The following is a 12,546-nucleotide window of genomic DNA, read 5'->3' on the forward strand; positions in this document are numbered from 1 at the left end:
ACTACTCTCCCATTCCACCCTTAATAAAGCCTTGCGCTGCTAATTCTTCACGCAATTGCAACATCGCTGTATAAGTTGCGGCGATATAGACCCGCTTGGTGGGTAGCTCGTCAATTGCTTTGATAACGTCTTTAATCTCAGGATAAGTTGGATGATCACCAAATCCCGCCATCTTCAGTCGCACGTACAGATCTTTATACCGTTCGCCACCGGTTGCTACCGCTTGGACACCCATTGTTTTCAAGGATTCAAAATCAGCATCCCAAATCCAGCTTGTATCAATACCATCTGCGTAATTAGCATTCAGCAACGCAATCAACGAGAATGGCTCTGAGTCCGTCTTCATCATATCTAAGACTTGGTTGGCACCAACTGGATTTTTAATCAAGACAATGGTGACTTCCTTGTCGTGCACTTGTAAAGCTTCTTGGCGACCAAAAATTTGGGCGTTTGACTCAAAGGCATGTTTAATTTGATCCGTATTCACACCAAGCCAGCGACCTACTGCATAAGCAGCCAGCGCATTATAAACATTGTAAAGACCACCCACTTCAATTTGCATGGGTGTGCCATCAATATCAACATTCGAGTGACGTGGCGTCAGCTCATTGATTTTGGTGACCGCATAGTCCAAAGCGGGGCGTTTGAATTCAGTTGAGTGCGAGAAATAATATCCTTGGTTAGCATATGTGCGGAAGTGATACGACAAAACAGTATCATCATCTGGTGATAATACCCCATCAGTGTTATGCGGCGCACGTTCATCGCCTACAGCTGGCAAATGATTAAACCCATAATAGATCTTAGGGTTTGGCAAATTACCCCGCATAAAAATTGGTGAATCAGCGTTAGCAATCACCATTGCCTCTGGAAATAATCGAATACCCTTTAAGATTTTCTCGTACGTTGTATAGATTTCACCATAGCGATCCATCTGATCACGGAAGATGTTAGTCAATACAAACGCCTTGGGCTTTAATTGTCGCGCCACCTCTTCAATATTGGCCTCATCAACCTCAAGAATTGCCAAGGGCTTTTGCCGTGCGTCACGTACCTTAGCTGTTAGCATGGTACCTGCGATTCCTTGCATCATATTTGAACCAGATGGGTTCGTGATAACATCAGAATACTTTTCACGCAAGACGCGTGTAGTCAAAGCTGTTGTCAACGTCTTACCGTTGGTTCCTGTGATTAAAACAACGTCATATTCGTCTGCCACCGACGTTAGAATCGTTGGATCAATCTTCGTGGCTAACTTACCAGGTAAAGATGTACCACCTCGATGTAGCACGTCATGTAATCCCCAATACGTCGCTTTACCAACAGTTTTCGCTACCGTACTCTTAAAGCTCATCCTGTCCTCCTTCATAAACTACCGTGCACTGTCGGTAATTTCAATTAACTGTTTTCTATTCTACCATTGTTCCATAAAATAAAACTACTTAACCGTCACGAGGCTAAGTAGTTCTCAACTTATAAAATAGATTAACGCGATAGGAATCCTGGCGTGGATGAAATCATGGTTAATTGACCATCGAATGCCCATTCTTCGACATTTGCCGGCAGGATCAAGCTTTGTCCTTTTTGCACATCATAATCGTGACCATCGACTGTCAAGACGCCACTACCATCGACCACCGTGACCTGAGTATATGGGGCTTGTTTGGTAAAGTAGGCTGGTCCCGTCACTGTGACACGGTAAACATTGAAGTAGGGTGCCTCAACCAATGTCGTCTTTTCAGAGTTACCAAAATTAATGGTGCTTGGCTCCGGCTGTTCGGGTTCAAAGGGCACCCTGGTGACCGCCTTAGCATCTGCCAAATGTAATGCGCGCTTTTGACCTGTTTCATGATCCACCCGATCAAAATCGTAGACCCGATAGGTTAAATCTGAGGATTGTTGCGTTTCCAACGCTAGCACCCCTGCCCCCAACGCATGCAACGTTCCAGCTGGTACATAAAAGAAAGCGCCAGGCTTTACTGGCACCGTGCGCAATAATTCGCCCCAGGCTTGTTGATCAATCATTTCATCAAAAGCCGCATGGGTCATCGCGTTATGGCCAAAATAAATTTTAGCATCCGGTTTTGCATCTAAGATGTACCACGATTCGGTTTTACCCAGCTCGCCAGGTTGGTGGGCATTGGCATAGGTGTCGTCCGGATGTACCTGCACTGACAAATCTTGATGGGCATCTAGAATTTTAACCAACAATGGATACTGGCGGGTGGTGTCATGATTTTCAAATAACTGTGGCTGCGTGGTCCACACCTCGGCCAGCGTTTGTCCGGCAAACTGACCACCAACAACCGCCGTCACGCCATGAGGATGACCCGATACCACCCAAGCCTCCCCAGTAGTTTCTGATGGAATATCGTATCCAAAGTCCTCGCGTAATGCGACTCCACCCCACATCTTCTCATGCAAGACTGGCGTTAAAAATAACGGCTCTGACATCAAACTACCCCCTAGGTCTAAATCAACATATCAATTTTTCATACCCTTCTATTATAACAAAGAAACCGCTTACAATCTGTATTTTAAAAAATTATCTCGTCGCAACAAAAAAGCGTGTACATGTTGTGTACACACTCGCTTGCATTTATTATAAAACATCTATCGCGACGTACGTGCTGGTCAACCAACCAGCATGCGCGACATGATACCATCGAATGCCACTAGGATCAGTCACAACCTCTTTAATCTGCACCTTGGCACCGTGCGCCAGGGTACCAACTTCATGACCATATGGTTGTGAATAAATCGTCACCGATTCGCCAGCTACAAAATCAATCGTCGCCGCCGCATCAAAAGGCATCGGTGTCCAGTCGAATGCCTTCACTTCAGGAACATCAATCGCTGGTTGACTTGACCCGTCTATGACTATCATCTTCTTACGATCATACAAGACCCATCGGCCGTCAACTAGCTCATGCCAAAACAAACCTTTATTGGTCACCATGCGCGAAATGATTTGCCATTCACTGGCTGCTTTTAAGCCTTCAACTTCTGGTATCGTGCTAAGGTCCGGTTGCTTATATGTGTCCGCATCAGCCTTTAATTTGAGCCATTTATCTGTCAATTCTTCAACTTGGGCAACACTAGCATCCCGATAATAGAAAGTTACTGTGTGTAAATTTTCATCAAACGTGCCCTCAAGATCACCATCGATATCGGCCACAATATAGCCTTCGATAGTCGCTGGTTGCACTTTAAAAGATGCTCCTAGTACCCCATTAATCAGCTTGACTGGTTGGAGCGTCTTATTTGTATCCTTTTCTTTCATGTATACAAAAATCGGCATACCTTGTAATTCAAAATCAGCCATATGAGCGACTCCTTTGAGCATTAATTTTTATTGTCTTAAGTAATAGTGTACCAACATTTGATCAAAAAGAGGCCTTGTTGCATTCGGTCTTTGGACTGTTTTAACATTTACCTCAAGATTATGCACCCTGTTGCAATAATTTCCAAAAAATTGTTGACATCATGTAAAAATGTCGATATGATAATAAACGTGTTGAAAGCACTAATTTGTTTCTAATAAACTTATTTGGTATTTTCAGCTCAAAAATTTTTGCTCAGTAGTTCAGCGGTAGAATCGCGCACTGTTAATGCGTTGGTCACTGGTTCGAATCCAGTCTGAGCAGTTTCATGATATTGCATCATGTTTAATTTAATTTTTGCTCAGTAGTTCAGCGGTAGAATCGCGCACTGTTAATGCGTTGGTCACTGGTTCGAATCCAGTCTGAGCAGTTCCATGGTATTGCACCATGTTTAATTTAATTTTTGCTCAGTAGTTCAGCGGTAGAATCGCGCACTGTTAATGCGTTGGTCACTGGTTCGAATCCAGTCTGAGCAGCTAAATAAAAGACTTCCGTAAGCAATTACGGAAGTCTTTTATTTTATTCAAATTGTGCATCATAGAGTGTCTTATAAACACCAGCTTGCGCGATTAACTCATCATGAGTGCCTCGTTCTACCACACTACCTTGATCAATCACGACAATTTGTTCCGCATTGTGCACTGTTGATAATCGATGCGCAATGACAATTGCGGTTTTATGGCGCATGAGTTCATTCAAGGCATGTTGAATGGCTCTTTCAGACTCATTATCAAGCGCCGCCGTAGCTTCATCTAGTATCACGATTGGGGCATCCTTCAAAAACGCCCGCGCGATACTTAGGCGTTGTTTTTGCCCACCGGAGAGTTTCACGCCGCGTTCACCAACCTGTGTTGCCATCTGATTAGGTAAGCCCCTAATGAATTCTGAAATATTCGCCTGTTCTGCGGCATTCCAGATTGCGGCCTCAGTAGCACCTGGTGTGCCATATGCAATATTTTCGCTAATGGTGCCATCGATAATTGTGACTTCCTGACTCACAAACGAAATATGCTGCCGTAAACTTTTCATGCTGATGTGCTCAATCGCGACATCATCAAACATAATTTTGCCACCACTACGTTCATAAAGACGGGTCAGTAGGCGGACCAAGGTTGATTTGCCAGCGCCAGAACGTCCCACGAGCGCAGTTGTTTGGCCAATTGGAATCATCATGTTGATATTCTCCAAAGCGTCAACATTCCCCATATCGTAATGGAAGGTCACGTCCGTCAATTGGATACCCCGACGCAGCGGGCTCGGAAAGGCGACCGGATGCGGTGCATCAATAATGGTTGGTTCATAAGCCATGATTTCTTTAATCCGGTCATAAGATACCTGCGCCGTTTGGAAAACATTCAATAACCGCGAAAATGACCTGATGGGGTCTTGCAATAGTGTCAAGTAACTTAAATATGCCACTAAATCGCCCACCGTCATCCGTTGTTGTATGACAAAATAGCCACCAACCCCCAATGCAATGGCCACACCGATGGTATTAACCAGTGTGACTAATGGATTAAAGATAGCTTGCAAACGGGTTGCTTCCAATTGATAACGATTACTCTCGGCCACAATCGCCTCAAAATTAGCCGTTTCCTGTTGCTCAGTCGTGAAACTTTTTATTAATTCGATTTCCGTTAAGGTGGCTTGTAATTGATTTGAAATCCGCGAACTTGTCGCGCGTAGTTTGCTAAAGGCTTCCCGAATACGTGAACGGAAAAAACGAATAATCACAAACAATACTGGAAAAGTCAAACTGATTGCGAGGGCTAATTCCCAGTTTTGCGCATACAAAAATCCTAGCACCGCAATAAAGGTAAAGAGATTTCCAACAATGCCAAACGTATCCGAACTAATCAAGTTCTGTAAACTATTAATGTCGCCCGTTAACCGCACCATCAGATCACCAGTTTTGGCGTTTTGAAAGTAAGCATAATCTTGCTGCAAGATCCGATAATAGGTTTGCAAGCGTATCTCAGTAATAGACTCTTGCGACAACCGTTGCATGAGATAGGTTGAGACAAAATTCACGACCCCTAAGGCAATGGTGGTGACAATTAACCATACAACTTGGCTGATCAGTTCATTGACCGACCGTTGCCCGATGGCCTGGTCAATAATATTCTTGGTAAATTGTGGAATGATAAAATTTAAACCCGCAACCATCAATAAAAGCAATACATTCAAGATCAGCAGGTAACGTCGTTTTAAGACACTACTAAACACAAACCGTAGCATTTCCATTAACGTCGTATCTGAATTTTTCAACGCAGCTTTGATTTCTGACGGGCTCAACCATCGTGAACCTCGTTGCATAAAACCCCTCCTGTACTATTTTTCATATGTGTTAATATCTCACGCTATGGCCATTTATGCAAAAGAAAAATTGCATCTGCGATCAGATGCAATTTCTGGGTAATCTCACTAATATTTTACAATCTGTTATCGATTGCATCATCAACACAGCATCCAAAATTACTGAATGTACTTTTCAAAGCGAGCTAATTGAGGCGCCGTTAAGGTCACGGATAGCAGAGTGCCTTCTTCAGTGTAGTCGGTGGCATTGATAATTGCTGAATCATTCAATTCTGAGATCAAGGCACCTTCACTGAATGGTACTAATAGCTCGACCGTCGCAAAGTCTGACAAGATATGGCGACGAATGGTTTCAACTAGCAAATCCAAGGAAGTATCCTCAACCGCTGCCAAGGTGACGGTATCTCCATCACGATCCGGGTAAATAGTTTCGGGCCTTAGATCAGCTTTATTAAAGACCGTAATCATAGGAATATCGGTCACGCCGATTTCTTTCAACGTTTGTGCCGTTGTTGCCATCATTTCACGGTAATGGTCGTCTGCATAATCAACAACCTGTACTAACAAGTCTGCTTGAGCTGCTTCAGCTAAAGTTGCGCGGAAAGCAGCCACTAACCCGTGGGGTAGGTTTGAAACAAAGCCGACTGTATCTGATAGCAAAAAACTTTGATTGTCTGGTAAGTTCAACTTACGGACAGATGTTTCAAGCGTGGCAAACAGCATATCAGCTTGAAAAACAGTCTTCTCTTTATTTTCACCAAAACGACGTACCAACCCATTCATAATGGTCGATTTACCAGCGTTTGTGTACCCAACCAACGCCACATTTTTGATGTTTTGTTTGTCACGGCGTGCGCGCCGTGTTTGATCGTCTGCCTCAATTTCCTCAATTTCCTGACGAAGCAGTGAAATTTGATGTTCAATATGCCGACGATTCATCTCAAGCTTGGTTTCACCCGCACCACGGCTGGTGAAGCTACCACCGCCACCACCAGTTTGTTGATCTAAGCGAATATTCATCGAGGTACGTAGGCGTGGCAATTGATACTGTAATTGCGCAATTGCCACTTGCGCTTTCGCCAAACGGGTTTTAGCACGCGACGCAAAGATATCCAAAATCAAAGCCGTTCGATCCATGACTTTAGCGCCAGTTTGTTGTTCTAAGTTACGAATTTGTGAAGGTGAAAGTTCGTCATTTGCGACTACCATTTCAACGCCATGGTACTCCAAGGCTTCCTTTAATTCTTCAACCTTACCCTTGCCAAAATAGGTTGCTGAATTTGGTCGATTCAACTTCTGCGTAATCATGGCCACAATTTCTAAATGATTGGCTGTGGCTAAATTGGTTAATTCTGTCATCTGGTAGCCAAATTGTGGATCGTTCTTGTCTAATCCGACTAATAAAACCTTAGTAATCGGTACTAATTCATTTTCATACATATAATTTACCAAACTGTTGTTGTGTCATTATAATGTTTCAGCTCCAGGTCAGTATCTGATACTTCCCAAACGGAAACCGAACCATTATCAGGGCGTGTTTCTGCAATTTCATGTGAAGCAAAGCGATCCGTTAAATTGCGAATCAAAGTCCCATGAGCGACCACCAAAATGGTCTGCCCATCAGTCACTGTTTCACGCAAGACATTTAAGCCATGATCGAGACGCTCCCAGAATTCCGCAGCATTTTCAGCATCGTGGGTGGGATCGCCTAATTTAATGGCATCCATCACTTCATCCTGCGAGAGTTCACTCATCAACTGGCTATAAGTCGCGATATCATCCCGTCCAATCGCTGCACCAACGTGCCGGGATGTACGTGATGATGACAATCCTTCAAATGACCCAAAGAATTCCTCACGAAATTGTGCCATCTGAATTGGTGTTAAACTAGCATATTGATGCTGGTTCTTAGCTAAGATGTATTCAGCCGTGTGAACTGCTCGTGACAAATCTGAAGAATAAGCTGCATCGAACTTAACATTTGCCAACCGTTCGCCAGCAGCATACCCATCCTCAATCCCCTTATTGGTCAGGGGAGCATCGGCCCAGCCTTGCATGCGCTCATACTTATTAAAAATTGTTTGTCCATGGCGTACCAAATACATTTTGAATGTCATCTTAATGCCCTCCACATTCATCCTTCTACATTGATACTACCAGTATAACATTGTAGACAATAAAACCACGAGTACGTTGACCCGTGGTTAACTTTAGTTAGGCTTTGATACACCCTAACTAGGGGAGCGCTACTCCGCTACCCTATATTCAATTGTGATTGAGATTTCTTGGAGGTCTGATCTGCAGCTTCAGACGCCTGTCACCAATCTATCCCACTCCGATCTTCATCCTAATGTATTCCCTTAACCGTGTTATCCGTGCAAAACGCGGACCATGCCAGGACAGTTTATCTACACTGCTATTCAACTTACATCACTTACAGACACCCTGTTAATTATTACATCAACGCTTAACACCCTGATTCACATCAGTGCTGGTGAAGGTAGTTTGACTATCAATAACATGAGATAATACTGGTTGCTAATAACGTAAGATGTGTCAATTCATGACTTGTGTGTTTATCTTTTATCTGTGATACAATCTTAGCTCTTACGTCACTACTGCGACACGCCTACACGCTCATCGGTATACATCATTTTGAATTCGGTTAGATTTTGCCATTTTTCCAAATTCCATGCCACCTTTCGCGTTATTTAATTGCATACCTTTTTGGTACACTCTTATAATATCACCTAAAGTAAGCGCTTACAAGTGGAAAAATAGTTTTATTTTATTTTGACTGGCCCTCCCTGACCATGAAAGCCAATTAATCACAAAAAAGACAGCAACCATTCAGTTGCTGTCTGCCATAAATATTAGTCTTGATTATCTTTAATAACGAATGAACGGCGTGCACGAGGTGCACCACTCTTACCACGTTGTGAACGATCACCAGAACCAGTACGAGCGCCACGGTCAAATGACTTACGACGACGATCACCACTACGGTCGTTATCACGGTCACCTTCACGACGGCCACGGAAGCCACCGCCACCGTTTCCGCTACGACGGCTGCCACCACCATTACGTGAACCACCGCCACCGCCGAATGAACGCTTGCGAGGCAATGGACGCTCACGTGACAATTCGAAATCAGCATCCATTTCAGATACATTAGCAATGGCACCCAACAAAGCTGCAGCCAAAGTCTTAGCATCATACTTTGCTACCAATTCATCAGCAGCATCTGTGACAGAAGCTGCATCTGTCTTAGCAACTACGGCGTCAGCATCAGCAATTGCATTCTTCATACGAGCTGCAGTTGCTTCTTCACGAGTGTATGGCTTCAAAGCCAACATACGCTTTTTCGTCAACTTCTCGATATCCTTCAAGTAATCCATCTCATATGAAGTGATGAAAGTTACTGAAGTTCCATGGGCCCCGGCACGACCAGTACGGCCGATACGGTGAACATATGATTCAGGATCCTGTGGAATATCAAAATTGTACACATAGTCCACACCTGAAACGTCCAAACCACGGGCAGCAACGTCTGTCGCAACCAAAATCTTGATTTCACCAGCCTTGAATTGCTTCAAAACTTGTGAACGCTTTTGTTGTGTCAAGTCACCGTGAATTCCAGCGGCGTTAAAGCCACGCAATTCCAAACCACGGGCCAATTCGTCAACTCGACGCTTTGTACGACCGAACAAAATCGCCAACTTTGGTTGTTGAACATCCAAAATACGCGTCAAAGTATCAAACTTTTCTTGTTCACGTACACGAACATAGAATTGTTCAACCAAATCAGTGGTTAATTCTTTAGCAGCAACTTGAATGTGTTCTGGGTTCGTCATGAATTGCACACCAATACGCTTGATAGCTGGTGGCATCGTGGCTGAGAACAACAATGTCTGACGTTCGTCAGGAACGGCAGTCAAAATTGCTTCAATATCTTCCAAGAATCCCATGTTCAGCATTTCGTCGGCTTCGTCCAATACCAAAGTCTTAACCTTTGATAAATTGATCGTGCCACGACGAATGTGGTCTATCAAACGACCAGGTGTCCCAACGACAATGTGTGCACCGCTCTTCAAACCATTGATTTGGCGACGAATGTCTGCCCCACCAAAGACTGCTTGTACACGCACGCGCTTATCGCGTCCCAACTTGAATAGCTCATCTTGAGTTTGAATAGCCAATTCACGTGTTGGTGATACGACAAGTGCTTGAACATCATAATTGTCCGTATCCACATTATTCAGGATAGGCAATCCAAAGGCGGCTGTTTTACCAGTTCCCGTTTGTGCTTGACCGATAACATCTTTACCGGCAAGCGTCAATGGAATTGTCTGCTCTTGAATTGGTGTGGCTTCGACATAGCCATGCTTTACAATGGCTGTAAGTAGGTCTTCTGATAGACCTAATTCTGAAAACTTCAAAATATTCCTCCATGTGCAGAGGTAAGCAGATATGCTTCCCTGCGTCCTTTTTAACGAAAAGTAGTTGAACGTGCTTACCAACCTAGACACAATCCGGTGTCCTTATAACGTATTGATATCCGGCAACTACTTTTTAACAACTAACCTAGTGTACCTTGTTCCTGGATAAAACACAACGATATAGTTTCAAAAAGCTAAAAAAAGAGATCCCAACACTTTGGAATCTCTTAATGCAGGCTGCTTTAATCTTCTTCAATAATCTGAATGTCACCATTCAAGTTAGTGACCTTCCAAACCAAACGGTCGTAACCACGCAAAATGTGATCTGCATTTTTGACAGTGGTAATACCATCCGCCATCAACGCAGCAATCATCAAGGATGCGCCAGCGCGAATTTCGGCCGCAGCTACCGTTGAGCCATGGAAATCTGAACTTGGTCGAATGGCGATCAAGCCATGTGTCAAAGATTCAATATCCATCCCAAATTTACGTAACTCTGGAATGTGGCGTGTCCGTTCTGGATAAATGGTTTCTTGGATGATACTCTCGCCACTGGCCTTAGTTAGCATAGGGGTGATTGGTTGTTGTAGATCAGTTGCAAAACCTGGGAAAGGCGCCGTCTTAATCTTAATTGGTTTCAGCGTATCTGTCCGTGGCACAAAGATGCTATCTTCGTTAATTTGCAAAGATACCCCAGCCTCTTCCATTTTTGCGATATAAGCATCCAAGTGTTCTGGAATGACATTCTTAACCAAAACACCATCACCTTGCGCAGCCGCCATTGCTAAATAAGTTCCTGCTTCAATGCGATCAGGAATAATTGTATGCGTGTTGTGAGCTTCTAACTTATCAACACCGTCAATACGAATAGTATCCGTACCCGCACCACGGATCTTAGCACCCATGTTATTCAAAAAGGTCGCCAAATCAATAATTTCTGGTTCCTTAGCGGCGTTTTCCAGGATTGTTTGCCCTTCAGCACGCACGGCTGCCAAAATGATATTGATGGTTGCACCCACTGAAACCATGTCCAAGAAAATGCGTGTCCCATGCAACCCATTGGGTGCAGAAATCCGTACGGTGTCTTCATCGTATTCAACTTCAGCACCTAAAGCCACGAATCCCTTCACATGTTGATCAATTGGACGAGGTCCAATATTATCACCACCAGGAAACGTCACGGTAGCACGGTGGAAACGGCCCAACAATGACCCCATGAAGTAATATGATGCTCGTAAACTTTTAATGGCCGTAGATGGTAATTCAGCTTCCTCAATTTGCGTTGGATCAATTGATAGTTCACCATGAGCAAACTCTGAAGTCACATTCATCGACTGCAAGATAATTTGCAAGTTATTAACGTCCAATATTTGGGGTACGCTATCAAACTTTACTGGTGTGTCAGCCAAAATAGAGGCGGGAATTAATGCAACGGTTGAGTTCTTCGCACCACCAATGGTAACTTCACCCTTTAAACGACGTCCGCCGTGGATAATCAACTTTTTCATATTTCTAACCTTCTACATTCAGATCATACCCAATATGGTATGCATAGCACTGTGTTTTATTTCATAAAATTAATATGGATTACTGTAGATAAGGGCGCAAAATCGGCGTCCAGCTACGTCTAATTCCTTATTTGAGTTTACAGTAAATGCTGAAATTTAACAAGATTAAGTCATTTTGTTTGCAATAACTTTACTTTTTGAATGCAAAAAAGACCGGTATTTTTCATACCGGTCTCGATTGTATCAATTATAATTCGATGTCTCCTGAACCATAATCGTCATCAACCTTTGTCTTAACGCCAGTGATGTCGTCACCTAATCCAGCTGCAAACTCATCTGAATCAGCTTCTTCTTCTTGATCTGCTTCTTTGACAGTATCATCATCATCATCAGCGACTGTAGCGGTTTCTTCACCCTCAACTTCGAAGTCATCGTCGTCTTCTGGATCATCATCGTTGTAATCGATCACATCGTCATCATCAGCGACATCAGCCAAGAAGGCATTGACCTTCTTACGCTTCTTCTTCTTAGTAGTGGTCTCTTCTTCAAGATCCAAGTGCACTGCTTCGTCGATAGAATCAATTGGATACCATGAACGAAGTCCCCACACGTTATCTCCCAAAGAGATGAACGAACCGTCAATATTTAAATCTGTGTAGAATTGTGCCAAGCGGCCTTGGATTTCTTCATCAGACTTTCCTGTAAATTCTTGTACTTGTTGAACCAAGTCTTGGAAAGCAATCGTTTCATGACGCTCATGAAGAATCTCACGAGCAACTTCAATCATAGAAAGCTCTGCCTTGTTTTGGCCGTCAAACGCTGATAATGCCAAATCACGCACGTCCTTTCGAGTTATATCACAATAAAGTCGACGATAAGCCGTCAACAATGTCATTCTAT

Annotated in this window: 9 protein-coding genes and 3 tRNA genes; 3 read left to right on the plus strand and 9 right to left on the minus strand. The window is 43.5% G+C overall.

Annotation, left to right across the window (positions count from 1 at the left end):
* Nucleotide 1: 1 nt before the first annotated feature.
* The 3 genes from WSWS_RS06765 to WSWS_RS06775 all read right to left on the minus strand — a co-directional run bounded on the left by WSWS_RS06765 (nt 2) and on the right by WSWS_RS06775 (nt 3,325).
* Complete coding sequence (locus tag WSWS_RS06765; RefSeq protein ID WP_070230557.1) at nt 2-1,354, minus strand: Mur ligase family protein; 1,353 nt, start codon at nt 1,352-1,354, stop codon at nt 2-4.
* A gap of 131 nt (nt 1,355-1,485) precedes the next feature.
* The gene (gene manA, locus WSWS_RS06770) at nt 1,486-2,454 is read right to left on the minus strand and encodes a mannose-6-phosphate isomerase, class I (RefSeq protein ID WP_070230558.1); all 969 of its coding nucleotides are present in this window, start codon (nt 2,452-2,454) and stop codon (nt 1,486-1,488) included.
* Nucleotides 2,455-2,602: 148 nt separating this feature from the next.
* Entirely contained in the window at nt 2,603-3,325 is a 723-nt protein-coding gene (locus WSWS_RS06775; RefSeq protein WP_070230559.1) for a MucBP domain-containing protein, read from the minus strand.
* Between the two features lie 250 nt (nt 3,326-3,575).
* On the opposite strand from WSWS_RS06775, the gene WSWS_RS06780 reads away from it, so the two are divergent.
* The 3 genes from WSWS_RS06780 (at nt 3,576) to WSWS_RS06790 (ending at nt 3,859) form a co-directional block, all read left to right on the plus strand.
* Nucleotides 3,576-3,647 (plus strand) — tRNA-Asn (locus tag WSWS_RS06780).
* Between the two features lie 34 nt (nt 3,648-3,681).
* Nucleotides 3,682-3,753: transfer RNA gene (locus tag WSWS_RS06785), tRNA-Asn, on the plus strand.
* A 34-nt stretch (nt 3,754-3,787) separates the two neighbouring features.
* A tRNA-Asn gene (locus WSWS_RS06790) sits at nt 3,788-3,859 on the plus strand.
* A 43-nt stretch (nt 3,860-3,902) separates the two neighbouring features.
* Here the strand turns inward: WSWS_RS06790 and WSWS_RS06795 are convergent.
* From WSWS_RS06795 to rpoE, 6 genes are all read right to left on the minus strand, one after another.
* On the minus strand, nt 3,903-5,699 hold the full coding sequence (locus tag WSWS_RS06795) for an ABC transporter ATP-binding protein (protein WP_070230560.1): 1,797 nt from the start codon (nt 5,697-5,699) through the stop codon (nt 3,903-3,905).
* Between the two features lie 159 nt (nt 5,700-5,858).
* Nucleotides 5,859-7,139: a GTPase HflX gene (gene hflX / locus WSWS_RS06800; protein ID WP_070230561.1), complete on the minus strand. Its 1,281-nt coding sequence runs from the start codon at nt 7,137-7,139 to the stop codon at nt 5,859-5,861.
* 5 nt (nt 7,140-7,144) lie between these two features.
* Nucleotides 7,145-7,816 (minus strand): histidine phosphatase family protein, encoded by a 672-nt coding sequence (locus WSWS_RS06805; protein WP_070230562.1) that lies wholly within the window; start codon nt 7,814-7,816, stop codon nt 7,145-7,147.
* Nucleotides 7,817-8,572: 756 nt separating this feature from the next.
* Nucleotides 8,573-10,138 (minus strand): degradosome RNA helicase CshA, encoded by a 1,566-nt coding sequence (gene cshA, locus WSWS_RS06810; protein ID WP_070230563.1) that lies wholly within the window; start codon nt 10,136-10,138, stop codon nt 8,573-8,575.
* A gap of 242 nt (nt 10,139-10,380) precedes the next feature.
* On the minus strand, nt 10,381-11,646 hold the full coding sequence (locus tag WSWS_RS06815; protein ID WP_070230564.1) for a UDP-N-acetylglucosamine 1-carboxyvinyltransferase: 1,266 nt from the start codon (nt 11,644-11,646) through the stop codon (nt 10,381-10,383).
* A 247-nt stretch (nt 11,647-11,893) separates the two neighbouring features.
* Nucleotides 11,894-12,478: a DNA-directed RNA polymerase subunit delta gene (gene rpoE / locus WSWS_RS06820; protein ID WP_070230842.1), complete on the minus strand. Its 585-nt coding sequence runs from the start codon at nt 12,476-12,478 to the stop codon at nt 11,894-11,896.
* Between the last annotated feature and the right edge of the window lie 68 nt (nt 12,479-12,546).

This window comes from Weissella soli (assembly GCF_001761545.1).
Taxonomy (GTDB): Bacteria; Bacillota; Bacilli; order Lactobacillales; family Lactobacillaceae; genus Weissella; species Weissella soli.

Bases quoted from the DNA above. Each gene is read 5' to 3' on its own strand.
- WSWS_RS06765 (WP_070230557.1), bottom strand. From the start codon at position 1,354: ATGAGCTTTAAGAGTACGGTAGCGAAAACTGTTGGTAAAGCGACGTAT.
- manA (WP_070230558.1), bottom strand. From the start codon at position 2,454: ATGTCAGAGCCGTTATTTTTAACGCCAGTCTTGCATGAGAAGATGTGG.
- WSWS_RS06775 (WP_070230559.1), bottom strand. From the start codon at position 3,325: ATGGCTGATTTTGAATTACAAGGTATGCCGATTTTTGTATACATGAAA.
- WSWS_RS06795 (WP_070230560.1), bottom strand. From the start codon at position 5,699: ATGCAACGAGGTTCACGATGGTTGAGCCCGTCAGAAATCAAAGCTGCG.
- hflX (WP_070230561.1), bottom strand. From the start codon at position 7,139: ATGTATGAAAATGAATTAGTACCGATTACTAAGGTTTTATTAGTCGGA.
- WSWS_RS06805 (WP_070230562.1), bottom strand. From the start codon at position 7,816: ATGACATTCAAAATGTATTTGGTACGCCATGGACAAACAATTTTTAAT.
- WSWS_RS06815 (WP_070230564.1), bottom strand. From the start codon at position 11,646: ATGAAAAAGTTGATTATCCACGGCGGACGTCGTTTAAAGGGTGAAGTT.